This window comes from Pirellulales bacterium (assembly GCA_036267355.1).
Lineage (GTDB): Bacteria > Planctomycetota > Planctomycetia > Pirellulales > DATAWG01 > DATAWG01.
Map to the genome: position 1 here is coordinate 105549 of DATAWG010000036.1, position 26491 is coordinate 132039.

Sequence of the window (26491 nt, forward strand, 5' to 3'; positions counted from 1 at the left end):
CGTCACTTCCCGTTGGGCTGAAAAAAATCGGTGACCTGTTGGACGGCATCGACGAGGTGCCACAGGGCGGAATAATGGCCGCAGTCATACCAAACAATCCGCGGCTGGCCGAAGCCCTTCCAGAGCAAGTCGGTGCATTTTCGCGGAATCAGTTCGTCGTGCGACGCATTGAGCATCAAAATTTTGCGGCCTCGGGCTCGATCGGCGTAAGTGGCCGGGTCGACTTTCGCCATCAGGTCTTGCAGGCTTTGCCGCGAGCCACCCGCGGCTTCCCAATATTTCCGCGCCGCGGCCACGTGCGGCTCGGTTGAATCCCAAAGAATGGCCCCGATGCCCCCGCCGGCCAGCACGGGGCAAATCTTTTCGAATCGCGGCTCCGCTTCGCCGGCGAGCGCCGCGGTAATGCCCCCCAAGCTGATGCCGAACACACCGAGCTGGCGAGGATCGATCTCCGATTGTTGGCCGAGCCACGCCGTCGCCACGCGAATGTCTTTCACCGCTTGAGTCATCCCGCGCACCGTTTGCTTCGGATCGCTCGACACCATCCGCACGGATGAATTCGGATCGTGCCGCGGGCCGTAGTAGGGCATGATCACGAATAGCGCCGCAACGCCCCGGTGCGCCAGCGCATTGGCAAACGTTCGGGATAGAGGAAAATCGCCGCCGAGGATGTGCAGCACGATGCAAGCCGGATATCGGCCCGGCGCTGCAGGGCGATAATATTCGCAATGGACCGTATTGTTGGCCACATGGTCCGTATGCACCGGCGACGGAAACGTCAGCAGCGACACGCTTACCGCATCCGACACGCTCGGCTGCGGCGTTAGTTCGAACGGAAATTTCTTCGCTTCCAGGCGAAATGGTTCGGGCACGGCCGTCGCCTCGTTCGGGCTCGGGCTGAATTGAATCTCGCCGTGGCGCACCGGCGGCGCGGCCTCCGTCGAATGGGCCGGCGTCGAATTCGCGGACACCGCCTGGGTGGCGGCGGTTTGTGTCGAATCCGGATTTGTCGCGATCGGCGGAGCCCCGTCCGCGATGGTCCACGCGAGCGTTGCAGCAACGACCAATCCAATTGTCCAATATCGCCGGCGCTTCATGCTACCTTCCTCCATTTTTACATTTCCCTCGGTTCCAAGCCCGTGGAAGGCCACCGCTACCTCGCCCACTTGCTCCCCGCTACCCAGGCCTTCCACGGGTCGCTGAGCCCACGAGCCCGCTCAAGACCAGCCCCGCCATCCCACCTTCTCCCGCTCTTCCCGCGTTTCCTGCCGCCGGCCAATCTGGCATTGTGGTCTCCCCAATCTCCCAGTATATACGCCGCCCGTTTCGCATCGCCAATAGCCATCGATCCCACATGCGTTTGGAGAGACTGCCATGACGACGATTGGTCCCATGCGAATCCTCATCGTGCGGCTCAGTGCGGTCGGCGATACGGTGCACGGCCTGCCCGTGTTATCCGCTTTGCGCGATCATTTGCCCAATGCCTATTTATCATGGGTGGTCGAAGAGCGTGCGGCTGCAGTGCTCGAGGGGCATCCGGCGTTGGATCGCCTGATCGTGGCCCCGCGGCGTTGGCTGCGCAGCCCGATGGCCGTGTGGCGGTTGACGCGGCAGATGCGAGCCGTTCGCCCGCAAATCGCCATCGATCTACAAGGTCTGACCAAGAGCGCCGTGGCAGCGCGGCTTTCCGGAGCTCCCGTGCGTATCGGGGCCACTTCGCCCGACGGACGCGAATTCAGCACGTGGCTGAACAATCGCCTGGTCTCGCAGACCGGCACGCACGTCGTCGATCGCTATTTGGAGTTGCTCGGGCCGCTCGGCATTTCGCGGCCGGCGGTGAGATTCGACGTGCCACGTCAGGCCGCGGATGAATTCAGCATGGGACGATTCGTCCGCGAGCGCGGTCTCGGCGGCGGGTTTGCACTTTTAAACCCGGGAGCCGGCTGGGTTTCGAAGCGTTGGCCGATCGAACGATTCGCGGCGGTTGCCCGGCATTTGGGGCGCAATCGCCGTTTGCCGAGCGTCGTGGTTTGGGCCGGCGCGCAGGAACGTGCGTGGGCCGACCAGATTATCACCACCTCTTCCGGATTCGCTCACATGGCTCCGCCGACATCGCTCGGCGAACTTGCCGAATTGGCCCGGCGGGCCCGCTTGTTCGTCGGCTCCGACACAGGGCCTTTGCATCTGGCCGCCGCGGTCGGCACGCCCTGCGTGGGATTGTATGGACCGGTATCGGCCCTCAAGAACGGACCGTACGGGGCAGCGCATATCGCCATCCAGCGAATGCTCGTCGAAGGATCGAGCCGCGAGCGCCGCGAAGCCAGCGACGAATCGATGCGCGCGATCGAAATCACCGATGTTTGTAACGCTGCCGATCGGTTGCTCGGTCAGCAAGAGCCGCAGCCCTCGATCCCCCCTTGGAATTCGATCCCGTGGGCCACGAGCGCCTCGGCCGCGTAAACGCTCAGGAGCCCGAAGCGCCAGCAAGGAAATGCGTGGCTGCCCCGGCTGCGTTTCGGCCTTGAGCGACTCGGCTGTCCCCGTGCGATGCCATAAGCCTGAAGAAAAAGAAGCTCGGCTCGCGGCTCTCCCTCGCTAACGCTTCGGGCTACAATCTGGCTTCCTCGATTGCAAATTAGCCCGAAGCGTTAGCGAGGGAAGCGGTGGGACGGCCGAAGCCATTCTAGGCGGCGCCCTACGAACCGGATTTCGGTTCCTCGGCTGCCGGCTTCTCGGTCGGCTCGGTAGCCTTGATCTCGAAGAACTGCTTCAAGTCGCCGAACGTGCGCAGCGGTTCTTTGCCCTTTTTCATCGCCTCCGTGATCGGGATCATCGGCTTCGGCTTTGGCGGCGGTCGATATGCCGGCCGGGAATGATCACCGCCGCGCGACGGCTTTCCATGGGACTGGCCATACGGTTTTTTGCCATACGGCGGGCGCGGCGGGGCGGCCGACCGTTCGGCGTTGGAACTCGTCGAAGATTTTTCGCCGCTCGCGGCGATCGCCGGAACCGCGGCGTCCGTCGAAGCGCCGTCGGCTGAAGCCGCGCCGGCGGGCGACGCATCCGCGGTCGCGGCAGGTTGCGTCGCCGGTGTCCCGGGCCGCGGTGGACGCGAACCTCGACGCTGCCGCCCGCCACCACGAGCCGGCTCTCCACCGGACGGTTGGCCACCCGCCTGCGCTCCGCCCGTCGGCTGGCCTCCGTCGCGCTGCCCGTTCGACCGCTCGCCGTGCGATCGGCCACCGTGCGATCGGCCGCCGTGCGATCGGCCTGATGGTTCGTGCCGTTTCGAGCCCGGCGGAATCATCGTCAGCGATACTCGGCGCCGCGTTTTATCAACTTCCAAAACCCAGACTTTCACGATGTCGCCCACCGCCGCCACTTCGTGCGGATCGCGAATGTAGCGATTTGCCAATTGGCTGACGTGAACCAGCCCGCTATCGCGCAAGCCGATGTCAACGAAGGCGCCGAAATCGACCACGTTCAGCACGGAGCCGTATAGCTCCATGCCGGGCGCAAGATCTTCCAACTTCAAGATACCGGTCTTGAAAATCGGCGGAGGAAGATCTTCGCGCGGATCGCGGCCCGGTCGGCTGAGCTGCGCGACGACATCGCCCAAGGTCAGCCGGCCCACCTGCAATTCGCCGGCCAGCTGATCCAGATTCAATTCGGCAGTTTTCTGCGCCAACTCGCCGGCCGCTTCCTTGCCCGTCAATTCGGCCGGCGAATGGCCGAGCCGATCCAACACGCGCCGCGCGACATCGTAGCTTTCCGGATGAATCCACGTGCCGTCGAGCGGATTTTCGCCGTCGCCGATTTTCAAAAACCCGGCCGCTTGAACGAATGTCGCTTCCCCGAATCCCGACACCTCTTTCAATTGCTCGCGGCTCTTAAACGGGCCGTTGGCTGTCCGATGATCGTACAATCGCCGGGCCGTCAACTGATTCAATCCGGACACGTATCGCAGAAGCGCCGGACTGGCGGTGTTCAAATCGACCCCGACATAATTCACGCACGACTCGACCACCGCATCGAGCGACGTCCGCAGATGCTTCGCCTTGACATCGTGTTGATACAGCCCGACGCCGATATTGGCAGGGTCAATCTTGACCAGCTCGCTCAGCGGATCTTGCATCCGCCGGCCGATCGATATCGCACCGCGGAGCGTTGCATCGTAGCTGGGCAATTCTTCGCGCCCCAGCGGGCTTGTCGAATAAACGCTCGCGCCGGCCTCGTTGACGATCACATAGGCCACGTGGCTGTCTTTCAATTCTTCGCCCATCATCTCGGCCAACACCTGCTCCGTCTCACGGCAGGCCGTGCCGTTGCCAAGCGCCACGACCGAGACATTGTGCTGCTTGATCAACTCGACGAGCTTCGCCCGGGCCTCCGCTTTGCGCTCCGCCTTGCCGATCAGGTGCACGACGCTGTGATCGAGCAAACTGCCGAATTCGTCGAGCACGGCCAGCTTGCAGCCGCTCTTGAAACCGGGATCGACCGCCAGCGCCCGGCGATTTCGCACCGGCGGCTGGAGCAACAAGTTTCGCAAATTCTTGGCGAACACCTCGACGGCATGCGTCTCGGCAAACTCGGTCATCTCGCGGCGAATCTCGCGCTCCAAGCTCGGCACCACCAGGCGAGCGAGCGCGTCGCGCACGCAGCCCCGCAAGAAATCGGCATGCGGATGCTCCGGCCGCACGAACAGCTCCTCGGCCACGCGCGCCATCTCGTCGGCTTCGGCATCGATCCGCACGCGCAACATCTTCGCCTTTTCGCCGCGGTTGATCGCCAGAATGCGATGCGGCGGAATCTTGCTCAATTGTTCCTGGAACTCGAAATAGTCGAGAAATTCCTTCCCTTGCTTGTCGGCAATTTCCGTCTTCGTGCAGACCAGCTTGCCGGTGCGCTTGAGAATTTTCCGCAGCCGATCGCGAAGCTCGACGCGCTCGCTGAAATCTTCCGCCAGAATATGGCCGACGCCCAACAGCGCATCCCCCGAGGTCAGCACTTGCCGATCGGCGTTGATGAAATCGCGCGCTCGGGCATCGAGATCGGCGGCGGCGGGGTCGGCCGACAAGAGCTCTTTCGCCAAGGGCTCCAATTGGCGTTGGCGGGCCAAGGTGGCCAGCGACTGCTTCTTCGGCTTGTAGGGCAAATACAAGTCTTCCAACCGCTTCGTGCTATCCGCGCTATTGATCGCGGCCGCCAGTTCGGGCGTCAACTTTCCTTGGCCTTCGATCGAGCGCAAGATCGTCTGCTTCCGCTCGGCCAGCATTCGCAGCCGGCCGACGCGATCCTCAATCTGCCGGATCTGCTCCTCATCCAGCCCGCCGGTCTGGTCCTTGCGGTAGCGGGTGATGAAAGGGACGGTGTTGCCGGCGTCCAGCAGGCGAACGACGCTTTCGACCTGCACCAATGGCAAGGCGACGCTGTGGGCAACGGAGCCAAGATCGACAGTAATGGTCAGACCCATGCCCAAACGCAAAAACCCCTAATCGCATCAACTCCCGCCGGGAGAGGGCCAAAGCCACCTCGAACGAGACGCTGTTGCGCGCGAAAAAAGATCCTTCGCGCCGTCGAGCGACGGTGCGCGACGGGCAGCCCAAGTCGACCCGCTCGCCCAATGCAAGCAGCCGCCGCAGGCCCAAATTGCCCCTAAGCCAAACATCTAAGCGGTTTTACATCTTCCTGTCAAGAATCGAGCAACGGATTGCTAGCACCGCACCCGCGAAAAATCCAAACGCGCTGCGAAATTCACCAAACTTGCGCGGCACATCCGGTCGATAACTACGCGCGTGCCAGTAAGCCAGGCAGCCGAAGTGGCGGGGAAGGGATTCCACGCCGCGGGCGCTGCGGCAAAAACGCTTTTGCCGCCGCCAATGTCAACTTTGACTCCGACGTAAGGATGCGTCTACGATGGCCCAACGTCATTTGCGCGTGTACAACGGACCACAAAACGAAACCGCCACACTGAGCCAATCGCGCGTCGCGCGAGAGACGGTCAACGTGCCGTTGGGCGATGTCTTGCATTTGCTGGCCGACGCCGTCGCCAGCCGCCGCACCTGGCTTCAGGACTTCCAAAACGACGAGATCACGATCTCGAGCGATCTCTACGAAGTGATCCTGGCCTATCAACACTACCGCCGGCCGTCGGCCTGAGCGACCACGCGCCGCTCATGTGCCACTGGCTCTGCCAGTTTGTGTGCCGAACGGATGTTTACATGCCATCTCTGGCAATGCCAGTGGTACACGAGCGGTGTCGCGGTTCCGCTGACGCCAACGCCGACCGTGGGCATCTCGAATTCCAGATGCCGAAGTTATTTTTCTGCGGCAACTTGAATTCGCGCTCGTCCCATTTAGATTCGCTCGAAGGCTGCAGCGCCTCCCCAACGGCGAGATTTTCAGAAAGGCCGGGCGTGAACAGCGGATCGTCCTAACCTTTGACCTGGATTTCGGTGAAATTCTTGCCGGCAGCGGCAGCGAAACCATCAGCGTTGTCTTGTTTCGCCTCCACAATACGCGCGCCGACTTCGTGATTCCGCGGTTGGGCCAGGTGTTGAATGATTCGAGCGCCGACTTGCTTCAAGGGGCTATCGTGGTCGTCGAGGATGCCCGGCATCGCGTGCGCAAACTGCCCGTCGGTAGCTAAAGCTCCTACGAGGCCCACCGGGCCATCGTTGTTCGCCGGCTCCTTGGCGCCAGGGAGCTGCTGACTCGCCGCCGACGTGCGCGTCGGACTTGCTGCATTTCGCATTCTCCGGCCGGGAGCGCCTCACTTGAAGCGAACGCCGCCTTCGCTACATTCCTCCGCTTTGCGCCGGCACCCTCCGCCTCGGCTACCCGCGCAACGGCTATGGCGTATAATTGTGGCCGGTGCTACCGGGGTCTGGCTCATTTTTCGGCACATTTGCGGCTTGAATTGCCGCCGATGGCGACGCCGGAAAATGTGCCCGACCCCTTGGCGCTACGACCCTTTGGTGCTCAGAGGCGGCCTCCCGTTCCCTGAACGGTCGCGGTTAGGCGGTTGCACGCGGCGGAAGTGCGAGAAATAGGCGTGAGCGACATCGATTCGGAATCTCTATCTTTGCCCGAGCCCCCGGACGACATTCCGGTGGTGACGGAGCCGCTCGACCGCGAGCGGCTGAATGAGCTGATCGAGCAGATCAAGGAATCGGCCGATAAGCTGGCCTCCGACCAAACGTCGCATGGCGATCTGAAGATCCTCAGCCGCACGCTTCGCGAGCTGCGCTACGCCTTCAAGGTGTTTACGCCCTATCGCTCCCGGCGGAAGGTGACCGTGTTCGGCTCGGCCCGCACGCGCCCGACCGAGCCGGCTTATCAGCAGGCGGTCGCGTTTGGCCACGCCATGGCCCAACTCGGTTGGCTCGTGCTCACCGGGGCCGCCAGCGGCATCATGGAAGCCGGGCACGTCGGCGCCGGCCGCGAAAACTCGATGGGGCTAAATATCATGCTCCCCTTCGAGCAATCGTCGAATTCGATCATCGCCGGCGATTCGAAGCTGGTGCACATGAAATATTTCTTCACGCGTAAGCTGATGTTCGTGAAGGAGTGCGACGCCGTGTGTCTTCTGCCCGGCGGATTCGGCACGCTCGACGAAGGCTTGGAAGTGCTGACGCTCTTGCAAACCGGCAAGCGAGAGATGGTGCCCGTCGTCTTTCTCGACCAAGCCGGCGGCGATTTTTGGCAGCCGTTCGAGCAATTCGTTCGCGATCGACTTCTGGCCCGCGGTATGATTTCGTCGGAAGATCTTTCGCTCTATAAGACGACCGACAATGTCGACGTGGCCGTGAACGAGATTATGCAATTCTTCCGCGTTTATCACAGCATGCGCTATGTGAAGCATCGGCTCGTAATGCGGCTGACCCAACGGCCGACACCCGAATTGCTCGACGAGCTCAATTCCGAATTTCGCGACATCGTCATCGAAGGCAAAATCGAGCTGAGCAATGCGCTGCCCGAGGAGCGCGGCGAGCCGTCGCTCGTGGCACTGCCGCGGTTGGTGTTCCGCTTCAACCGCCGCAGTCTCGGCCGACTGCGGCAATTGATCGATTGCGTAAACCGCGGCTACGTGCGGCAGAAATAGTTGCCGACGGCATCTGGCTCGGGATTCAAACGCGAAAAACCGCAAGCGAGCTTCGATCTTGGGCCCCGGCCGGTGCTGGCCGACCGCGCTTGCCAGTGCCCGAGCGCTACGACGTGCGCTCAAGACTGTCGCCTGCTACAAATAGCGCTCGAGAATCCGGCGGCTGTGGCCGTCTAGGGCGCCGATGTCGGCGATTAGATAGCGGACGCCGTTGGTGTCGACGATCATCGCTCGTTTGGCGTCGATGCGGTGCACGTCTTCTTCGTTGCCGAGCAGGAATTGCGTTTGGCCGCGGTCGGTTTCCACGACCCATTCCGAGGGCTCCGAAAACGCCGCCATGCGCACGATCCGGCGGACGACTGGAATGAATTCCCGCTGGCTCAGGTCGGCTTCGAGCACGGCGCGAACCGCCGGCGACAGGGCCGACAAGTGATCAATCCAATAAAGCTCGTGTCCATCGCGATCGCAGATTGAAATTCCGCGGTCGGGATCGGAAATCGGAAATGCGCGGATCGGCTCGACATCTTCATGCCGCCGGCCGGCGCCATCGATCAATTCCAAGCGGCCGAGCGCATTATGCCGCACTTCGAATTCGGCGGACGGCGGAAGGGAAGCGGCGTCGGACGGCATACGCTCAATCATACACTATACCGATCGCGGCATCTGAAATCTGCAAGCGGCGCCCCAAGCCCAGGGAAGGCCTGGAAACCGCCCTCCAATGGCACAAGCGTTCCAGGCCTTCCCTGGGCTTAACGCCGCCGCTGGCTTCACACCGCCACTGGCACTATTTCGAATTCAGCGCCGCTTGGGCGGCCGCGAGCCGGGCGATCGGCACGCGGAACGGCGAACAGCTGACATAGTTCAGCCCGGCCTTATGGCAGAACACCACCGACGCCGGGTCGCCGCCGTGCTCGCCGCAAATGCCGCATTTCAAATCCGCCTTGGTTGACCGCCCCTTCATTACCGCCATTTCGACCAACTGGCCGACGCCCGTCACATCGAGCGTTTGGAACGGATCGCGCGGCAAAATCTCCTGCTTCAGATAATCGGGCAGGAACGTGTTCACGTCGTCGCGGCTGAAGCCGAATGTGAGCTGCGTCAGATCATTCGTACCGAAGCTGAAGAAATCCGCATGCTTCGCGACGTCGTCGGCCGTCAGGGCCGCTCGCGGAATCTCGATCATCGTGCCCACGGTGATATCGAGCTTGCCGCTGAACTTCTTGTCCTTCTTCACCTTTTCGATCGTCGCATTGGTTAGATCCACCAGCACGGCCAGTTCCTTCGCCGCACAAACCAACGGGATCATGATCTCCGGCTGAGCGTCGATCTTGCGGTTCTTGCAGTTGATCGCCGCTTCGACGATCGCGGTCACCTGCATTTCCAGAATCTCGGGATACGTGATCGCCAAACGGCAACCGCGATGGCCGAGCATCGGGTTTGCTTCGTGCAACTGCGACACGCGCTGCTTGACCTTGGCCGGGCTGACGCCCAAGCGCTGCGCCATTTCCTTCTGATTCTTGTCGTCTTGCGGCAGGAATTCGTGCAGCGGCGGATCGAGCAACCGGATCGTCACCGGTAGGCCCTTCATCGCCTTGAAAATTCCCTCGAAGTCTTCGCGCTGATACGGCAGCAGCTTGGCGATCGCCGTCACGCGATCGGCTTTGTTCTCGGCGAGGATCATCTCGCGGACCGCTTGAATCCGCTCGCCTTCGAAGAACATATGCTCCGTGCGGCAAAGGCCGATTCCCTCGGCCCCGAATTCGCGGGCCCTGGCGGCGTCGGCCGGCGTGTCGGCATTCGTGCGAATCCGCAGCGTGCGATATTTGTCGGCCCACTTCATCACCGTGTTGAAATCGCCGGAGAGCTTTGGCTCCTGCGTGGCCACCTGGCCGAGCATCACCTCGCCGGTCGAGCCGTCGATCGACAAAATGTCTTTGTGCGTGAGCGTGCGGTTGCCAATCGTCACCTTGCGCGCCTTTTCATCGATATGCATGGCCCCCGCTCCGGCGACGCAACAACGGCCCCAGCCGCGGGCGACCACCGCCGCATGGCTGGTCATGCCGCCGGTGCTGGTAAGAATGCCGGCCGCCGAATGCATTCCTTCGATGTCTTCCGGATTCGTTTCCTTGCGCACGAGCAACACACGCTCGCCGGCAAGCGTTCGCTGAACGGCTTCTTGCGCCGTGAACGCCAGCGCCCCGACCGCGGCGCCCGGCGATGCGGGCAGGCCGACCGTCAGCGTTTCGGCCGTTTTCTTCTTGGCCGGATCGAAGCTGGGCAGGAGCAATTGCGTCAGATCGCCGGCCGGGATGCGACGGACGGCCGTCTCTTCGTCGATCCGCTTTTCCTTGACCATGTCGCACGCAATCCGCACGGCGGCCGCGCCGGTCCGTTTGCCATTGCGAGTCTGCAGCATATAAAGCTTGCCACGCTCGATCGTGAACTCGATATCCTGCACGTCGCGAAAATGGTCTTCGAGCGTTTTCTTGATCTCCAAAAGCTGCTGAAACGCCTTCTTGTTCCACTTCGGCATCTGATCGACCGGCAGCGGAGTGCGGATGCCGGCCACGACGTCTTCACCCTGGGCATTGATCAAAAATTCGCCGTAGAACTTATTTTCGCCCGTGGCCGGATTGCGCGTGAACGCGACGCCCGTGCCCGAGTCGTCACCCATGTTGCCGAAGACCATCGATTGCACGGTGACCGCCGTGCCCAGCAGGCCCGTGATTCCTTCGACCTGCCGATACGTCACGGCCCGAGCTTGCATCCAGCTCTTGAACACGGCTTCGATCGCCAGTTCGAGTTGTTCCAATGGATCCTGCGGGAAGGCGTGGCCATGATGATGGCGATACACCTGTTGATAGGCCTTGCAAAGCTCGATCATGCCTTCCAGCGGCACATCGGTGTCTTCCTTGGCCTTGTGTTTCAACTTGACCTTATCGAACGCTTCTTCGAAATGCTCGTGATCGACATTGACCACCACATCGCCGAACATATTCACCAAGCGGCGATACGAGTCGTAGGCGAAGCGCTCGTTGCCGGTCGCATTCGCCAAGCCGGCGACCGATTCGTCGTTCAGCCCGAGGTTGAGAATCGTGTTCATCATGCCAGGCATCGACATCGCTGCGCCCGATCGCACCGACACCAAGAGCGGATTCTGGCGATCGCCGAATTTCTTGCCCGTTTCCTTTTCCAGCACGGCAATATTCTTGCGCACCTCGTCCATCAATCCGGCGGGCAGCTTACGGCCCTGCTTGTAGTACAGATCGCAACAGGCGGTGGTGATCGTGAATCCGGGTGGCACCGGCAGGCCGATGCTGGTCATCTCGGCCAGATTGGCGCCTTTGCCGCCGAGGAGTTGCTTCTGATCGCCGCGGCCATCGGTTCGCGTGGCGCCGAAGTAGTAGCACATCCGCCCGCCAGCGGCTTTGCCGTTCGAGGCCGGCTTTGCATCCGGCTTGTTGCTTTTCCGCTTGGTGACGGTCGCCATGAGAAGATTCCTCCTGAAATTTCGAGCCGATTGCGCGCGACTGGTGCAAATTGAACCAATGAATCGGGCCAATCTACCAGTGCCAACGAGGACCGTCAAGTTTGCGACGACGCAGCGCGCGTCGTAGCGCCGTGTGTTAAGATTGGTCCATGCCCAAGACGCCAAACACTGCCGAGCGGGAGGACTATTGCTCGAGCACTTCCGTTTCCTTCGCTTTCGCCAGATCGCTCACCTTGGCTTCGTATTTCTTGGTGAGCTCTTGAATTTCGTCCTTCAAGGCGTCGCGGTCGTCTTCGGTCAGGTCCTTGTCTTTTTCGGCTTGCTCGGCCGCTTTGTTGCCGTCGCGGCGGACATTGCGAATGGCCACCTTCGCTTCTTCGCCCAAGTCCTTGATCCGGGCCGACAGCTTGCGCCGCACATCGGTCGAAAGCGCCGGCACGTTGATGCGGATCACGCGACCGTCGTTCTGCGGATTGAATCCCAAATCACTCGAACGAATGGCTTTTTCAATGTCCTTGATCGTCGAAGGATCGAACGGACGGATGACGATCTGCGTCGGCTCCGGAGCGCCGACCTGGGCGATCGACTTCATCGGCGTCGAAGCGCCGTAGGCCTCGACGCGCAGCGAATCGACTAAGCCGGGATTGGCCCGGCCGGTGCGGATGCCGGCCAGCGCGTGCTTGAACACATCGACGGCCTTTTCCATCCGCTCTTCGGAATCCAGCAGAATTTCGTCGGAAGACATGGGAAGGGTGAGGGGCTAGGGACGAGGGACGAGGGCAGTTGGCGCTACGCTTTAGTATTTCATTCGGGGGGCTGATTGCAAGATGGCAGAGCGCGATGCGCGGACGGGATGCGGCGGTTGCGTTCTTACTCGCCCCTCGCCCCTAGCCCTTCGCCCCGCGCGATCAGCGTTCCCACGCGCTCGCCGTTCACGGCCCGCTCGATGTTCCGCTCTTTCTTGAAGTTGAAAACGAGGATTGGCATGTCGTGTTCCATGCATTGGGCGATGGCCGTGGGGTCCATTACCCGCAGGTTCTGCTCGCGCACCGCGGAATACGACAGTTCGCGGTAGAGAATCGCGTGCGGGTTCTTTTCGGGATCGTCGGAAAAGACCCCGTCGACCCGCGTCGCCTTGAGCAAAATATCGGCTTCGAGCTCCAAGGCCCGTTGCGCGGCGGCCGTGTCGGTGGTCACGAAGGGGCTGCCGGTTCCGGCAGCCAAGAGCACGATGCGGCCCTTTTCCAAATGCCGGCGCGCTCGGCGGCGGATATAGGGCTCGGCGACGCCATCCATGCGAATCGCCGTCAGCAGGCGGGTTTCGCAGCCGAGCGATTCCAGGGCGTCTTGCAAGGCCAAGCCGTTGATCACGGTGGCGAGCATGCCCATGTAGTGGGCCGTCGCTTCTTGAATGCTCGAGTTTCCGGCGGTGAACTGGGCGCCGCGGAGGATATTGCCGCCCCCCATGACGATGGCGATTTGCACGCCGCGCTTCGCCGCTTGCACCGTCTGCTGCGCGATATGCACGACCTCGGTCATGCTGATGCCGCGTTCGCCGGCGTGGCAAAAACTTTCGCCGGAAAGCTTCAATACGACGCGGCGATAGCGGGGCGTGGAAGCGGAATCGTCGACGGCCATGGAAAACGCACCTCAGCGCAGTTCAAAAAGCGCGAAACCGCAAGCGAGCCACAAACCGATTTCGCCCCGCCGCCGGACTTCCTCGTCCTAACCCCTAACCCTAACCCCTAGCCCTACTTGCCCAACTCCCAGCGCACGAATCGCTTGATGGTCATGCCGGCCTTCTTCGCCATCTGGCCGACCGTTTGCTTGTCGTCCTTCACGAACGGCTGCTCGAGCAGCACGCGTTCGCTGTAGAAATTCCGCAACCGACCCTCGACCATCTTGGCGATGATGTTTTCGGGCTTGCCTTCGCCGCGTGCGGCAACGGAAAGAATTTCCCGTTCCCGGTCGATGTCGGCCGGATCGAGATCTTCCTTCGATACGACTAGCGGCTTTTGGGCCGTCACATGCATGGCGACTTCTTTGGCCACATCGTTGTTGCCACCGCTCACTTCCACCAGCGCGCCAAGCGTGCCGTCGTGATGGGCGTAAGCGCCGGCCGGGGCGTCGATGCGGACGATCCGTCCGACTTTCAACACTTCGCGCATCCGGTTGAACAGGTCGTCTTTCTGCACGGCGAGGGTTTGGCCCGGCTTCGATGGCGAAGGCTGAGCAAGCAGTTCGTCGCCCGTGGCCGCGCCGGGACCGGTCGCCAATTGCTTGGCCAGATCGGAGGCCAGTTGGCGGAATTCGGCGTTGTTCGCGACGGGAGCGCTTTCGCACATCAATTCGACCATGGCGCCGACCCCCTTTTCGACATCGGCATAGACGGCGATGCGGCCGGTCGAAGTTTCGCGGCCGAGACGGGTTTCTTGCGTCTTGCGCCCCTGCTTGCGGAGGTGCTCTTCGGCGGCAGTTGGGTCGCCGCCCGTCTCTTCGAGGGCTCTTTTGCAATCCATCATCGGCAGGCCGGTTCGCTCACGCAGCGCCTTCACGGCCGCGGCAGTAATTTCTGGCATCGATTATCTCCCACGAATAAATGATTCAAATGATCGGCCGCAGGTCGGTTCGCCGGATCCGATTGCGGCGGTTTTTGGACGAGTGGCCTGGGCCTGTGGCTGTCAGGCTGGAAAGCCTGACCTACACCGTGTGCCAGTGGCTATGCCCAGTGGCACACGACGGCGGACCAAGCAGTCGATCCGAAACGCCCCCAATAGGTGCGAGCCGCTATTCCGCTGGGCTTTCGCTGGCGGCGGCGGCTGGCTGCGGTTTCGGCTCGGCCACCTTGCCCGCGCCGGCCTTCGCCGTTGGCTTCGGAACTGGCTTCGACGTCGGCTTCGGAGCAGGCGCCGGTTTAGACTCGCCATTCCCCTCGGTCATGCCCTTGGTGGCGGCCTCGGTCTTGCCTTCCAACACCGCGTCGGCCAATTGCTGCGCGATCAGCTCGATCGAACGAATGCTATCATCGTTTCCCGGAATCGGCAGATCGACCAGATCGGGATCGCAATCGGTGTCGATCAGGGCCACGGTCGAAACGCCCAGCTTGCGGGCTTCGCTAACCGCGTTCTTTTCCTTTTTCGGATCGATGATCACCATGCATTCGGGCAGGCGGCTCATCGTTCGCATGCCGTTCAGATTGCGAAACATCTTGCGGAATTCGCGCTTCAGGGCCGATTGCATTTTCTTGGAATACGTGTCAAACGTTTCCGATTGCATCAGGCCTTCGAGCTCTTCCAAACGGCCGAGCCGGCTGCGGATGGTGCGGAAATTCGTCAGCGTGCCGCCGAGCCAGCGATCGCTGACGAAGGGCATGCCGCAGCGCGAAGCTTCGCGTTCGATCGTGTCGGAAGCTTGCCGCTTGGTGCCGACAAACAGGATCAGGCTCCCGGCGGCCGACACTTGCTTAAGATACTTCTTGGCCCGCAACAGCCCGCGCACGGTTTCCCGCACGTCGATAATATGAATTTGATTGCGGCGACCGAAGATATACGGCCGCATGCGGGGGTTCCAGCGGCTGGCGCGGTGGCCGAAATGCACGCCCGCTTCGATCAGATCTTTTGCCAAAACATTCGACACTAAATCAGTCCTCCAAAAAATAACGGTTTCACACCGGCCAATTGCTGCAAATCGGAAGCCGATGGGCGACGATCGCACACCTTTCGGCCAAGCGGCAGCATCCGGCGTTGGTTCGAGAATTCTCTATGGGAAAAAGGCGTAACGGCCCCGGATCGTTGCGAGGCGACAAGCTGTTTAAATTATCACTTCAACTAATGTGCGTCAATCGGCGTGCGGATGCTGGCAAGACGCTCAATATTGTTTGTCCAAATAGAATAGTAAACGTGTCCAGACAGTTTTTCCTCGCCCAGACCTTTGGGGCCTCGGGCTGAGGAGAGTCGGCGATTGGCATTGCAGCCGCTTTCGAAGGGGCTTACCGTTTTCCCGGCTGTAGGCTCGGCCCAAAGAAAAAGCCTTCTGAAGGGACTATTAATAAACAACCAAGAAATTTTGGCCCGCGGTCCCAGGCCTGAAGGCGCGAAGGCCTGAAGGCGCGAAGGCCTGAAGGCTTGGGAAAAACGCTTGTCCGCTGAAATATTGTCTCCCCAGGCCCCTCTCCGCGTCCTCGCGTCTCCGCGCGAGACTGCCCCCTTCTATGCCCGCTGAAAAAGCCATCGCTCTGGTCTTGCGAGTCGTCGAGTTCAGCGAGACGAGCAGCGTCGTGACGCTTTTCACCCGCGAGATGGGCAAGATACATGCTATGGCCAAGGGGGCCCGGCGGCCCAAAGGTCCTTTCGAGTCTGCCCTTGACCTGTTGGCCCTGTGTCGAATAGTCTTCCTCCGCAAATCACCCGGCGTCTTGGACCTGCTTACGGAGGCGAAGCTCCAAAAGCGGTTCCGCCCGCGCGATCGCGAACTGGCTTGTCTTTATGCGGGTTACTACGTCGCCGAACTCCTGACCGAACTGACCGACGATTCCGATCCCCATCCCGAACTGTTCGACGCAGCCGTGGAAACGCTCCAAGGCCTCGCCGAACCGGGAACGGCGGTCGCGTCGCTTGTCGCACGGTTTGAGTTGACGGCCTTGCGGCTGTTGGGGCATTTGCCGTCGCTCGAGCAATGCGTCGAATGCGGCCGGCCGGTCGAGGCGACTGGGCGGGTTGCGTTTGGAATGCTTGTCGGCGGCGTGTTGTGTCAGCATTGCAAGGCGGGGCAACGGAATGTGGTGGCGATTTCAGCGGGCGTGCTGCGGGCCATGATCGCCTTGGCCGCCAGCGGCGACGCTTGGCGACGATTGGAACTCGATAGCCGCACTCGCGGCGAATTGCGGGCAGTGTTGAACCATTACTTATCTCATCTCTTGGGCCATAAGCCGCGGATGCACGAGTATCTGGGATGATTCGCTTTGGGTGCCATGCTCACGGCTTTGCGTGAGCAGGATCCGCATCGGGATCTTCGTCCCTGTAGTCTGTAGCCTCAAGCCTGTAGCCTGCTCGTCAGCCTGACCATCAAGGACCTCGGAATGCAAGCCGCCCGGCGGACGTGCGTAGCCATCGCAGCCTGCTTGAGCATGGCGTGGTGCGGCTGCGCCGGTCACACGAGCAACACCGCGGGCGGACCGGTCTACGATCCGTGGGTGCCCGTCGCGCAAGTTCCGACGGGCGAGTCGATGGAAGAGCTTCCGGCCGGCTGGGAGCGCTTCGAGCCGAAGAACCTCGGCCTCACGGTGGAAGTCTGGACCGGCCATGGGCCGGACGAGGGCATCGCCCACCAACTCTACGCGGAAGGCGACGAACTGTATCGCAGAAAAGACTATCACGACGCGGCGTTGAAATACAAAGCGGCCGCCAATCGCTTTCCCGGCACGGCGCTCGAAGAAGACGCAACGTTCATGTGCGGCGAAGCCCACTTCTTCGCCGACGAATACTCCAAAGCCGACGATTGCTACGGCAACGTGATCAAGAAATTTCCCAACACCCGCTTCATGAACATGATCGTGAACCGGGATTTTGCGATTGGCATCTATTGGCTGCAATACGACCACGCGCATCCGTCGTTCTTGCTCAAACCGAATTTCACGAACAAAACGTTGCCGATGTTCGACACCTTCGGCTACGCGATCCGCGCGTTCGACGAAGTGCGGCTTAATGATCCACGCGGCAAATTGGCCGACGAAGCGATTTGGATGACCGCCAACGCCTACTTCCTCGAAGCCCATTACGACGACGCCGACTACTACTACAAGCTGATCCGCACCGATTATCCCAAGAGCAAGCATCAAAAAGACGCTCACCTGCTTGGCATCCAGGCCAAGCTGCATTTGTACCAGGGGCCGATGTACGACGAACGCCCGCTGAAGCAAGGCGAAGAACTGATCGACCAAACGATCGCCCAATACGGCCGCGATCTTGGCGACGAGCGAGAACGACTGTTGACGGCCAAGGCCGAAATCCACGCACAATATGCCCTCCGGCTCTGGGCCGTCGGTCAGTTCTATGAGAAGACGAGCCACTACGGGGCGGCAAAGATTTATTACCACGAGCTCGTCAAAAAGTGGCCGAACACCGAACTGGCAAAACGTGCGGACACGCGCTTGGTCGCGATCGACAAGCTGCCCGACAATCCGCCCGACTATTTCCGCGTATTGGCGATCGTTTTCGACCATGAGGATCCAGATAAGCAGAAAACGATTCCAAATCCCGACTCTTCTCCGACGCAAATCGCTCAGCCACCCGGCGACACGGTCCAACGATGATGCGATCGGCGCCTCAATTCGCCGCCGGACGATTTTGCCCGCAGCCACGGCATTTTCCACCGCAAATGGCGGCGCTAGCGGCTATTGGCTGCACCGCGGCAGTCCTGATGGCAGGCTGCGCTTGCTACCACTTTGGCACCGCCGATCTCTATCCGCGCGACATTCACACGGTCTACGTGCCGATGATCGAGTCGGACAGCTTTCGCCGCGACTTGGGCGAGCAACTCACGGAAGCGGTTTGCAAGGAAATTGAAAACCGCACGCCGTTCAAAGTCGTCGGCACTCCGAATGCCGACAGCATTCTCACCGGCCGCATCAAGACCGACACGAAGCACTCGATCGTGCGCGAGCCGAACAACGAAGGCCGCGTCGTCGAGATGGGAATGGTGATCCAGGTCACCTGGGCCGACCGCCGCGGCATCGTGCATGGCGAGGGAGCCGTTCCCGTGCCGCCGGAATTGGTGACACTTTCGCAAACGAATCAACTGATTCCCGAATACGGCCAATCGACCGTGACCTCGCTGCAGCAAATTATGCAGGGGCTGGCCAAAAAAATCGTCGATATGATGGAAACGCCGTGGTAAAACGTTGCCCGGCGATTCCGTAAGCAGCGAATCTATAAGATCGTGCAGATCGGGCAACCGATTGCGGACGGAGTGATGCCCAACGCACCGAGTTGTGCCGTTACCGAAGCGGCCATGGAGAGGTTGGCCATGGCCGAGAGGCTGAGCGGAGCAAGCGCGGCCTCGAGCGACGCACTCGCGCTGGCACTCGCGCTGGCGGCGGCCGACGCGCTGGCAGAAGCCTGAAGGCTCGCTGCCAGATTCAGGCTCGCAAGCGCGGAGAGCGGCAGGGCGCTGATTGCCGCTTGCAGCGACGCTGCCGCATTCGGCGCCAATAAGTTCACCCCCAGCCCGCTCTGGATATTCGCCAGAGCGGCCAGGATGCCGAGCAGGCTGGCCAGGCTCACCGGCGGCACGGCCAGGGCGGGAAGGGAAAGGCTCGCCATGGCGCTCAGCGCCGCGGAAAGACTCGCCATGGCGCCCGGCATCGCAAGACTGATTCCAAGAGCGGCCGACAGCGCAAGCGCTGCTGAAACATTTGCGCTCAACGCAGCGCTCGCCGATGCCGACGCCTGCGCGGAAAGGGCCGCCTGCAATGCGGCCACGGCCCCGGGCGCTCCGAGACTAATCCCGAGCATCGCCTGCACACTGGCGGCGAGCGACGCGGCCAACGACAAATCGGACAGCGCCGCGGCGTTCATTCCCAATAGCGACGCCAGCGAGGGCAGATTCGCATTGATCGAATTGATCGTCGCGCTGAGCTGCGCAGAGGCACTTGCGGATAGCGTTGCCGAGCCCATCGCGCTTAAGCCAGCCGCGGCAGCCGCAGCCAACGCGAGCTTTGCCGAGGCCGCGGCGGAAAGCGACGGGAATCCCAAGGCAATCGCCGCCGACGCCTCGGCCGATGCCGAAGCGGAGGCCGACGCGGCAGCTCCCGCGCCACCCGCCCCTGCCGACAACGACATCGCCAATTGCGCCACGGCGGGCGGCAAAGAAAACGTCAGCGGCGGCAAAGCCGACAACGGGCTCAACTGTGCGAGCGCCATCTTGCAGATGCAAGGCATGTTCTTATCGGCCCAAGAAATTGGAGTTGAATCCGCTCGAACGATCCGCCAAGGTAGATGCCGCCGAATACGACCGTCAAGTCATTCGGTCGAACCTGCGGCCTCGGACGGCCCGGGTCAGGGACGGTCATCCGCCGCGGATGCTCGCGGCGAACTTCACCCAAGTTCGATTCCCATGCGCGCCATCAGCAGCTTCATGTCTTCCCACACATCGCGCTTCGCACTCGGGTTTCGCAGCAGATACGCCGGATGATAGGTGCACAGCACGGGAATGCCTTCGTATTGATAGAACCGCCCGCGCAGGCGGCCGATCGTGGCTTCGCTGTTCAAAAGCGACTTCGCCGCGACCGCCCCCAAGCAGCAGATAAATTCCGGCCGGACAATCGCCAACTGCCGTTCGAGATAGCCGCGGCAATTCTGCACTTCATCGGGCAGAGGGTTGCGGTTGCCGGGGGGCCGGCATTTGATGACGTTGCCGATATACACGTCCTCGCGCTTCATGCGGCAGGCTTCGATGATCTTGGTGAGAAGCTGGCCTGCCTTGCCGACGAACGGTTCACCGGCCCGATCTTCGTCGGCACCCGGCGCTTCGCCGACGAACATCAGCCGGGCATTGATATTTCCGACGCCGAACACGGTTTGCGTCCGGGTTGTGGCAAGTTCCGTACAGCGCGTGCAAGCCGCAACTTCGCGACGGATAATTTCGAGCCTCGGCAACCGTTCTGCCGGCGGCACTTGCACTGCCGCGGGCGGTCGAGCGGCCGGCTGGTTGCCGGTCACGGGACTTGTGGGGCCAGCACTGGCAGAGCCAGTGGCACACGGACTCGCGGCGATCGTCGGACCGGTGGCAAGCGTGGCGAGCGAGGCCGGCGTTGGGGCGGATCGGCGAGATGGCGATTCCGACGCGGACGCCCCAATCGCTCTCTTTTTCGCAGGTGCCCGGTGCAAATGCGTTACGCCGGCCTGTTGCAGGCTCGCAAGCCGGTCGGCCAGCCGGCAGGCCGTGCGTGATTCGGCCGGTCCGCGCTTCGCAGTTTTGCCATCCATGCGAGAAATCCAAGGGACGATGGTCGATCGCAAGAGAAAAAGAGCCGCAAGCCAATCCGGATTATAAGGATCGATCCGGCACTGCCTAGCGCAGCCTTCGGCCGCAACCAAGCGACGCTTCAGCGACCACCAGGGGGGCATCAGGAATTGACGTGTGTGTTCTCGATCGAAAGTGTGCCGTTTCAAAAGCGCGCTGCGCGCGAAGAAGTTGCTGACCAAGACTCTAGCCCAGCCGCATACGCAGCGATAAATGCCTGGGAGGGACGGCGCGTTGGGTCTTTCCAGCCCCGTTCACGGGGCTTAGCGAAATTGGCTTTAGCCACACGGAACCGCGCGCTGCCGATGGCTGAAGCCGCCGTGCCGGTGAGCCCGCTAAAGCGGGCTAATGCGGGCCGCATCAGGCCGGCGTTCCCCGGCATAAATGCCGGGACTGCGGAAAAACCGATGCGCAAAATCGTCGCGCGATTCAAACAATCTGCCTGAGTCGATCCGGCGCTTATTGCCGCGCAAGCTGACGACGGGCGGCTTCCAGGCCCGCGGCGAGGATCGCGTCGGGCTCGCCCGGCGCTCGGACGGCCACTTGGCCATCGATCGGCTTGGCGGTCTGATGCACCACGATATCGGGCTGGACGCCGATGTGAGCAAACGGATGGCCATTGGGCGAATAGAATTTTGCGGTGGTCAAGCGGATGCCGGCCCCGCCGACTGCCAGCGGAAAGATGCCTTGCACCGATCCCTTGCCGTAGCTGCGCGTGCCGACCAGCACACCGCGCGAATGATCGCGCACCGCCCCGGCGAAGATCTCGCTGGCGCTCGCGCTATCGCCATCGATCAGCACCACCAGCGGCAAGTGCCACACGCTCATCGAATGGGCCGTGTAGACGTAGTCTTCTTGCGGGCTGCGGCCGCGGGTTGACACGATGTTGCCCTGGTCGATGAACTTGTCGGACGCATCGACCGCCGCGGTGAGCAATCCGCCCGGGTTGCCGCGCAGATCCATCACCAAGCTGCGCATTCCCTGGCGATGCAATTGCCACAGAGCATTATCCAGATCGCGGCTGGTCGTCTTCTGAAAGCAGGTGAGCTTGAAGTAGCCGACGCCGTTGGCGGCATCAATGATGCGGATGTCATCGACGCTCGGCACGTCGACATGTTCTCGGCGAAGCGTGAGGCTCCGGTCGGGCTGGCTGGCGCTGGCGATCGTGAGGGCGACCGATGTGCCCTCCGCTCCTTGCAGCAACTCGGCCGCTTGATCGGTCGAAAGGTCGTGGGTCGAATGGCCCGCGACGGCGACGATTCGATCGGCCGCCTTTAGGCCGGCTCGTTCGGCGGGGCTGCCGTGAATCACGTTTACGATCAGCAGTGCGTTGTCGGCCGATTTCAATTCCACGCCCAAGCCGACGAAATTGCCTTCGATCTGCGAATAAAGATCGTTCAATTGGTCGGGCGTCAGGAAGGTCGAGTATTCATCCAAGCCGCCCGCGGCGCCGCCGGTGTATTCCAAAATGGTGCTGGTCGGGCTGAGATGCAGTTTGTCTTGAGCCAAGTTCGCGGCAGCGGCGACCGCAGCGCGGGCCTCGTCGGCATTATGGATCGCGCGGCCGTCGACAAGCTGATGCAGTTCGCGGCGAAAGGCATCGATTTCTTGCGGGCCGGGCTGGATCTGGCCCTGCGCGCCGAGTGCCGACGCCAGAAACATCGGCTCGCCGAGCGCGACTTCGAAATCGAGCGTGCCGTGCTCGACGATGTGCTGCCAGTCGGGGTCAACCACGTAGTGCGAAAAGACTTTGTTCAACACCTCGGAATAAAGATCGAGGGCTCGATTCTCATCGAGCTGCGTCAGGCTGCGGCGGAAGCTTGCGTCGGCATAGCGGCGACCGAGATCGTAGTGGATGCGGGCCAGATCGATGCGTTGATTCAATCCGCTCGCGGCCGGATTGCTGCGATAGGCCTCTTCATAGAGCGAAAGCGCTTCGCCCCAGCGGCGCTCGATTTCGAATTTCTCCCCGCGAACGAGAACTTGCGGATCGGCTGTCGGAGCGGTCGAGGCCGAGCCGAGCGGAGCCGGCGGCACTGGAATCGGCAAAAGCTGCGGCGGCAGGGTGCGTTCCACCCCGGCCGGCTGAATCGTCAGCGGCAGGCCGCCGACGGGCGGGAAATTCGCAGGCTGTTGGGCAAGCGAGGGACCGGCAACAACCAAACCCAAGGCCGCGGCACCAAGGAGCGCGGCACCGCGCAGAGACAATCGAAGTCGCATCATGGAGGTTCCTGAAGGCAGGGGATCGCCGTGAGCAGGGTCTCACCCGCGACGAACCGGATCAATCGAGTGGCATCGAGACTTTCAACCGTGAAGTCCAACCGCGATGCCGTCGCGCTGCAATGACATTGGCCCGGATATCGCTACGTCGCATCTCGCCGCGTCTCGCCGCGCTGCATATCGCTGCGCTGCATATCAAGACACTGCATATCACGACGCTGCAATCTCATGGCACCTTGCACCAAGCAACACGTACAACTCTTCCTAAAAAGCACCACTGGGCCGGTCGGCAAGGGTGGGTCAAGATACCGGCCGAAACCAATGTAGGCCACGATTCGCCATCCGTCAAACAAATGGCAAAAGAAATTTGCCGCGTCTTTCCGCAAGACCGTTACAACGCGCGCGGCGATGGTGGCATCGTGCCGCGCGCGCCCGCGCAGGAATGAGAAACGACTTTTGCCCGATGGGCCTGCTGTCGCGACGGTGCCTGCTGTAGCGGATGGGAGGCCGGCGCAGGAAGAGGACAGGGGCCAGCCGCGGGAGGTCAGGCGGCCGACAGTCGGCAAGCCGCGGAGGCGGGGCGGGCCATCGAATCGCGGGCCCAACCTTCTTGCGAAATGCAGAAATTTGCTGCAAGATTTCTTCGCTTCCGGTAACCTTTAGCTCAGGCCTGCTGCGGAGCGTTGCCGGCGATGCATCGCGGTTGCGGCGCCCAGACCAAGGCCCAGACCCACTGCGAACCCATCCGCCTCAGGAGAAATCCCATGTGCGTTTCCCATTCACGACGGCTCAAGAAGATGTTGGATGCCATGTTGTGGAGCTCGGCCTTATTGGCAGGTTTCGCGATTTCAACTCGCGCTCGCGCGGATGAGCCTGCCGGTGATGGCAACGCGAAGGCCGCGGAAAAGCCGGGCTCGGAAAAATCTACCGATGCTCCAAAACCAGCCGCTTCGGCCGACGACGCCGAGCGGTGGGCCAAGAATCTCGACAGCGATATTTTCGTGAACCGGCAGGAGGCCAGCCGTAAACTGTTCGAAGCCGGCAAGGCGGCCATCGGCCCATTGTCCGACGCCGCCGCGGGAAACAGCCTGGAAGCCACGACCGCCGCCGTCGACATTCTCCATCGCCTGTCGGAATCGGCCGACACCGCGACCCGCGATGCCGCCAAAGCAGCGCTCGAAAAGCTGGCAGACGGACCACATGCCGCAGCCGCCGGATTGGCAAAATCGGCGCTCGCTCCGCCACCATCGCCGAATGCTCAGCCGGGCGGACCGAATATCGGCGGCCAGATTCGAATCGGCGGCAATATCCAGTTCGGCGGCGGGGGCAACATTCAAATCCTGCCCGGCGGAAATATCCAAATTCTCCCCGGCGGGAATATGCAGCCCGGCGGCGCGATCCAGGTGTTTCGCATTCAGGCAAACGCCGGCAACGGAAACCGCACCGTCGATGTCGACGACAACGGCAAGAAGGTCCACATCCAAGAAGATCAAAACGGTATCGAAGTGCGCGTGACCGAAAAGGTGAACGGCCAGGACAAGACCGACACCTTCAAGGCCAAAGACGCCGCTGAACTGAAACAGAAATCCCCCGAAGCCCACAAGCTTTATGAAAAGTATGGCCAAAACGGCGTCGGTGGCTTGCAGATTCAAGCTCAGGTGGGCGGGCCGGTGCCCAATTTCGCCCCGCCGATTGCGCCCCTCGGCCCGGCTCCGCGCGCCGTTCCACTCGGCCGCAAATCGAGCGACAAGGAAGCTGGCGAACAAATCGATCAAGCTCGCAAGTTGATCGCCGAAGCCACCGATCATCTGAAAAAAAACGGGGCGCGGATCGGCAACGCGGCGCCGCAAAAAGATTCCGATCTCGATCGGGCAATCGAAAAACTCGACGAAGCCAACCAGAAGCTCGAAGAAGCACGGCAAAAGCTCGATCGCTAAGCGGTCGCAAAAAACAAACGTCGACAATTCGAATTTCGGGGTACCATGCCCACGGCTCTGCGTGGCCATGCGACACCGGCGGCTAGCGCCATGCCGCTAACGAATTGGCAAACGTCAGCGGCAAGGCGCTAGCCGCCGGCAAAACCACCAACAACATTTCGAGTTCGAATTGATGGACGACGTTCGCCCCGTAATCGTGTACGAAGTGTGGCGAACAGATCCTGATTTTGAATCACTTTACGCGATGGTCACCGCAAGTGGTTTTGGCTCACGGTTACCACGCGGAGGTCGCCGACGTTCGTGTGGGTGGGACCGGTTTTGAGCAGACCGCCTGCCGGTTCGAAGAAGCGGTAGGCGTCGTTGCGCTGCAAATACTCTTCCGCGTTGAGGCCGAGTTGGCGGCTCCGCGCAAACACGTCAGCGTCGACGATCGCGCCGGCGGCGTCGGTCGGGCCGTCTTCACCGTCGGTGCCGGCCGAAACCATTGCGATATCAGCCGCATCTCGCGAAGCCGAATTTTCAAGTTGGATCAGTGCGGCCAGCGCGAGTTGCTGATTTCGGCCGCCCAATCCGCGACGGCTTGATTCGAGCAACCGCACTACGCCCTCGCCGCCCGAGATCAGGCAATCGGGGCCAGGGCCGCGACGCATCGCGATCGCCATGTCGGCCATATGTCGGCCGATCGGCTCGACAAAACCTTCCGGGCGCGTGGCAGCGGTCATCGCATGGGCGTATCCCAGGCGGACCGCTTCTTGGCCCGCGGCGTCGACGGCTGTGGCGTTGTTGGCCAGGATGAAGTTGTCGACTTGCAACTCACGCTCACCACCGGCGGCTAGCGCCTTGCCGCTCACGGACGGGACCGGCTGGTGGCGAAGATAGTCGTACACGGCCGTGGGGATCGCCGTTTGGCCTGGATCGAATCGGGAAAGAATTTTCAGTGCGGCGGCGGGCGTCGAACGATCGGCAACCGTCGGGCCCGAGGCGATAAGATCCAGCGGATCGCCGAGCACGTCGGAAATAATCAGGCTCACGAGCCGCGCGGCGCGGCATGCTCGCAATAGGCCGCCCCCTTTGATGCGGGTCAATTGCTTGCGCACCGTGTTCAACTCGGTAATGTCGGCCCCAGCCGCGGCCAGATGCCGAGTCACCGCCAACTTGTCGGCGAGGCTGATTTCCGGCGGCGGAGCGGGCAATAGGGCCGAGCCGCCGCCGGAAATCAGGCAGAGGCACAAATCTTCGGTTGAAAGCCCGCCGACGATCCGCAAAATTTCGAGCGCCCCGGCGACGCCCTCGGCGGTCGGCTCGTTGATGCCCGCCGGCCGAGCCGCGTGCAAATGAATGCGTTCGAGCGGCCGCACGCAATCGGCCGGCACATTCACCCAGCCGACCAGTTTTTTGTCTTCGATGAGTCGCGGCCCGAGCACCGATTCCAGCGCCGCCGCCATCCCCGCTCCAGCCTTGCCCGCTCCGACGACGGCGATTCGACCGATACGGCGCAAATCGATCGGCGAAATGGTCGAATCATTGCCGGTCAGGTCACCGCCGGTCAAATTATCGCCGATTGCAAGCCAATTGCGGTCAATATGCACATGCTGGCGAATCAACCGCTCCGACCCGACGGCATCGAGCCCGGCCCGCCAAATTCGAATCGCTTCGGAGCGGAGTTGGGCGGCGGTGCGGAGCATGGGCAGCATTGTATCAAGCGGCTGCCGGCTTTTC

21 protein-coding genes are annotated in these 26491 nt (G+C 61.8%); 8 read left to right on the top strand and 13 right to left on the bottom strand.

All coding sequences use genetic code 11. The features are described 5' to 3' along the window. Positions 1-2: 2 nt before the first annotated feature. Positions 3-1097: an alpha/beta hydrolase family protein gene (locus VHX65_06205; GenBank protein HEX3998123.1), complete on the bottom strand. Its 1095-nt coding sequence runs from the start codon at positions 1095-1097 to the stop codon at positions 3-5. 277 nt (positions 1098-1374) lie between these two features. Here VHX65_06205 and VHX65_06210 point away from each other — a divergent pair, with 277 nt between their 5' ends. Continuing rightward, a complete protein-coding gene (locus tag VHX65_06210) occupies positions 1375-2460 on the top strand; it encodes a glycosyltransferase family 9 protein (GenBank protein HEX3998124.1) in 1086 nt (361 codons plus the stop codon). Positions 2461-2695: 235 nt separating this feature from the next. Here VHX65_06210 and VHX65_06215 read toward each other — a convergent pair whose 3' ends face one another. Beyond that, positions 2696-5473: a Tex-like N-terminal domain-containing protein gene (locus VHX65_06215; protein ID HEX3998125.1), complete on the bottom strand. Its 2778-nt coding sequence runs from the start codon at positions 5471-5473 to the stop codon at positions 2696-2698. 443 nt (positions 5474-5916) lie between these two features. On the opposite strand from VHX65_06215, the gene VHX65_06220 reads away from it, so the two are divergent. Then, positions 5917-6159, top strand: a complete 243-nt coding sequence (locus VHX65_06220) for a hypothetical protein (GenBank protein HEX3998126.1) — start codon at positions 5917-5919, stop codon at positions 6157-6159. A gap of 274 nt (positions 6160-6433) precedes the next feature. On the opposite strand, the gene VHX65_06225 is transcribed toward VHX65_06220, so the two are convergent. Next, entirely contained in the window at positions 6434-6754 is a 321-nt protein-coding gene (locus VHX65_06225) for a hypothetical protein (GenBank protein HEX3998127.1), read from the bottom strand. Between the two features lie 300 nt (positions 6755-7054). Between VHX65_06225 and VHX65_06230 the strand changes: the two genes are divergently transcribed. Further along, a complete protein-coding gene (locus VHX65_06230) occupies positions 7055-8104 on the top strand; it encodes an LOG family protein (protein HEX3998128.1) in 1050 nt (349 codons plus the stop codon). A 135-nt stretch (positions 8105-8239) separates the two neighbouring features. Here the strand turns inward: VHX65_06230 and VHX65_06235 are convergent, their stop codons facing one another. The 6 genes from VHX65_06235 to rpsB all read right to left on the bottom strand — a co-directional run bounded on the left by VHX65_06235 (position 8240) and on the right by rpsB (position 15230). Continuing rightward, positions 8240-8734 (bottom strand): DUF1854 domain-containing protein, encoded by a 495-nt coding sequence (locus tag VHX65_06235; GenBank protein ID HEX3998129.1) that lies wholly within the window; start codon positions 8732-8734, stop codon positions 8240-8242. A gap of 154 nt (positions 8735-8888) precedes the next feature. Continuing rightward, positions 8889-11516, bottom strand: a complete 2628-nt coding sequence (gene ppdK / locus VHX65_06240) for a pyruvate, phosphate dikinase (GenBank protein HEX3998130.1) — start codon at positions 11514-11516, stop codon at positions 8889-8891. A 262-nt stretch (positions 11517-11778) separates the two neighbouring features. After that, positions 11779-12339 carry a ribosome recycling factor gene (gene frr / locus VHX65_06245; protein ID HEX3998131.1) on the bottom strand — a complete coding sequence of 187 codons (561 nt, stop codon included), beginning with the start codon at positions 12337-12339 and terminating at the stop codon, positions 11779-11781. 125 nt (positions 12340-12464) lie between these two features. Continuing rightward, complete coding sequence (gene pyrH, locus VHX65_06250) at positions 12465-13232, bottom strand: UMP kinase (protein ID HEX3998132.1); 768 nt, start codon at positions 13230-13232, stop codon at positions 12465-12467. 113 nt (positions 13233-13345) lie between these two features. Further along, on the bottom strand, positions 13346-14173 hold the full coding sequence (gene tsf, locus VHX65_06255) for a translation elongation factor Ts (protein ID HEX3998133.1): 828 nt from the start codon (positions 14171-14173) through the stop codon (positions 13346-13348). A 208-nt stretch (positions 14174-14381) separates the two neighbouring features. Next, a complete protein-coding gene (rpsB, locus tag VHX65_06260; protein ID HEX3998134.1) occupies positions 14382-15230 on the bottom strand; it encodes a 30S ribosomal protein S2 in 849 nt (282 codons plus the stop codon). A gap of 574 nt (positions 15231-15804) precedes the next feature. On the opposite strand from rpsB, the gene recO reads away from it, so the two are divergent. The 3 genes from recO to VHX65_06275 all read left to right on the top strand — a co-directional run bounded on the left by recO (position 15805) and on the right by VHX65_06275 (position 18488). Next, positions 15805-16548: a DNA repair protein RecO gene (gene recO, locus VHX65_06265; protein ID HEX3998135.1), complete on the top strand. Its 744-nt coding sequence runs from the start codon at positions 15805-15807 to the stop codon at positions 16546-16548. A gap of 123 nt (positions 16549-16671) precedes the next feature. After that, positions 16672-17904, top strand: a complete 1233-nt coding sequence (gene bamD / locus VHX65_06270) for an outer membrane protein assembly factor BamD (GenBank protein HEX3998136.1) — start codon at positions 16672-16674, stop codon at positions 17902-17904. After that, entirely contained in the window at positions 17904-18488 is a 585-nt protein-coding gene (locus VHX65_06275; protein ID HEX3998137.1) for an LptE family protein, read from the top strand. The genes bamD and VHX65_06275 overlap by 1 nt, the downstream gene beginning before the upstream one ends. Before the next feature lie 32 nt (positions 18489-18520). Here the strand turns inward: VHX65_06275 and VHX65_06280 are convergent, their stop codons facing one another. The 3 genes from VHX65_06280 to VHX65_06290 form a co-directional block, all read right to left on the bottom strand. Beyond that, positions 18521-19531 carry a hypothetical protein gene (locus VHX65_06280; protein ID HEX3998138.1) on the bottom strand — a complete coding sequence of 337 codons (1011 nt, stop codon included), beginning with the start codon at positions 19529-19531 and terminating at the stop codon, positions 18521-18523. A gap of 156 nt (positions 19532-19687) precedes the next feature. Beyond that, positions 19688-20578 (bottom strand): uracil-DNA glycosylase family protein, encoded by an 891-nt coding sequence (locus tag VHX65_06285; GenBank protein ID HEX3998139.1) that lies wholly within the window; start codon positions 20576-20578, stop codon positions 19688-19690. A 496-nt stretch (positions 20579-21074) separates the two neighbouring features. Beyond that, positions 21075-22835, bottom strand: coding sequence for a S41 family peptidase (locus VHX65_06290; protein HEX3998140.1), 1761 nt, complete (start codon positions 22833-22835; stop codon positions 21075-21077). 122 nt (positions 22836-22957) lie between these two features. Here VHX65_06290 and VHX65_06295 point away from each other — a divergent pair, with 122 nt between their 5' ends. Both VHX65_06295 and VHX65_06300 read left to right on the top strand, forming a co-directional pair. Continuing rightward, positions 22958-23281 carry a hypothetical protein gene (locus tag VHX65_06295; protein ID HEX3998141.1) on the top strand — a complete coding sequence of 108 codons (324 nt, stop codon included), beginning with the start codon at positions 22958-22960 and terminating at the stop codon, positions 23279-23281. A gap of 318 nt (positions 23282-23599) precedes the next feature. After that, the gene (locus VHX65_06300; protein ID HEX3998142.1) at positions 23600-24772 is read left to right on the top strand and encodes a hypothetical protein; all 1173 of its coding nucleotides are present in this window, start codon (positions 23600-23602) and stop codon (positions 24770-24772) included. A 248-nt stretch (positions 24773-25020) separates the two neighbouring features. On the opposite strand, the gene VHX65_06305 is transcribed toward VHX65_06300, so the two are convergent. Further along, positions 25021-26457, bottom strand: a complete 1437-nt coding sequence (locus VHX65_06305; GenBank protein HEX3998143.1) for a DUF4147 domain-containing protein — start codon at positions 26455-26457, stop codon at positions 25021-25023. Between the last annotated feature and the right edge of the window lie 34 nt (positions 26458-26491).

What these genes read in the sequence shown, in the direction of transcription:
- VHX65_06205 (HEX3998123.1), bottom strand. Translation starts at nt 1,097, where the DNA reads ATGAAGCGCCGGCGATATTGGACAATTGGATTGGTCGTTGCTGCAACG.
- VHX65_06210 (HEX3998124.1), top strand. Translation starts at nt 1,375, where the DNA reads ATGACGACGATTGGTCCCATGCGAATCCTCATCGTGCGGCTCAGTGCG.
- VHX65_06215 (HEX3998125.1), bottom strand. Translation starts at nt 5,473, where the DNA reads ATGGGTCTGACCATTACTGTCGATCTTGGCTCCGTTGCCCACAGCGTC.
- VHX65_06220 (HEX3998126.1), top strand. Translation starts at nt 5,917, where the DNA reads ATGGCCCAACGTCATTTGCGCGTGTACAACGGACCACAAAACGAAACC.
- VHX65_06225 (HEX3998127.1), bottom strand. Translation starts at nt 6,754, where the DNA reads ATGCGAAATGCAGCAAGTCCGACGCGCACGTCGGCGGCGAGTCAGCAG.
- VHX65_06235 (HEX3998129.1), bottom strand. Translation starts at nt 8,734, where the DNA reads ATGCCGTCCGACGCCGCTTCCCTTCCGCCGTCCGCCGAATTCGAAGTG.
- ppdK (HEX3998130.1), bottom strand. Translation starts at nt 11,516, where the DNA reads ATGTGCTACTACTTCGGCGCCACGCGAACCGATGGCCGCGGCGATCAG.
- frr (HEX3998131.1), bottom strand. Translation starts at nt 12,339, where the DNA reads ATGTCTTCCGACGAAATTCTGCTGGATTCCGAAGAGCGGATGGAAAAG.
- pyrH (HEX3998132.1), bottom strand. Translation starts at nt 13,232, where the DNA reads ATGGCCGTCGACGATTCCGCTTCCACGCCCCGCTATCGCCGCGTCGTA.
- tsf (HEX3998133.1), bottom strand. Translation starts at nt 14,173, where the DNA reads ATGCCAGAAATTACTGCCGCGGCCGTGAAGGCGCTGCGTGAGCGAACC.
- recO (HEX3998135.1), top strand. Translation starts at nt 15,805, where the DNA reads ATGCCCGCTGAAAAAGCCATCGCTCTGGTCTTGCGAGTCGTCGAGTTC.
- bamD (HEX3998136.1), top strand. Translation starts at nt 16,672, where the DNA reads ATGCAAGCCGCCCGGCGGACGTGCGTAGCCATCGCAGCCTGCTTGAGC.
- VHX65_06275 (HEX3998137.1), top strand. Translation starts at nt 17,904, where the DNA reads ATGCGATCGGCGCCTCAATTCGCCGCCGGACGATTTTGCCCGCAGCCA.
- VHX65_06280 (HEX3998138.1), bottom strand. Translation starts at nt 19,531, where the DNA reads ATGCCTTGCATCTGCAAGATGGCGCTCGCACAGTTGAGCCCGTTGTCG.
- VHX65_06285 (HEX3998139.1), bottom strand. Translation starts at nt 20,578, where the DNA reads ATGGATGGCAAAACTGCGAAGCGCGGACCGGCCGAATCACGCACGGCC.
- VHX65_06290 (HEX3998140.1), bottom strand. Translation starts at nt 22,835, where the DNA reads ATGCGACTTCGATTGTCTCTGCGCGGTGCCGCGCTCCTTGGTGCCGCG.
- VHX65_06295 (HEX3998141.1), top strand. Translation starts at nt 22,958, where the DNA reads ATGACATTGGCCCGGATATCGCTACGTCGCATCTCGCCGCGTCTCGCC.
- VHX65_06300 (HEX3998142.1), top strand. Translation starts at nt 23,600, where the DNA reads ATGTGCGTTTCCCATTCACGACGGCTCAAGAAGATGTTGGATGCCATG.
- VHX65_06305 (HEX3998143.1), bottom strand. Translation starts at nt 26,457, where the DNA reads ATGCTCCGCACCGCCGCCCAACTCCGCTCCGAAGCGATTCGAATTTGG.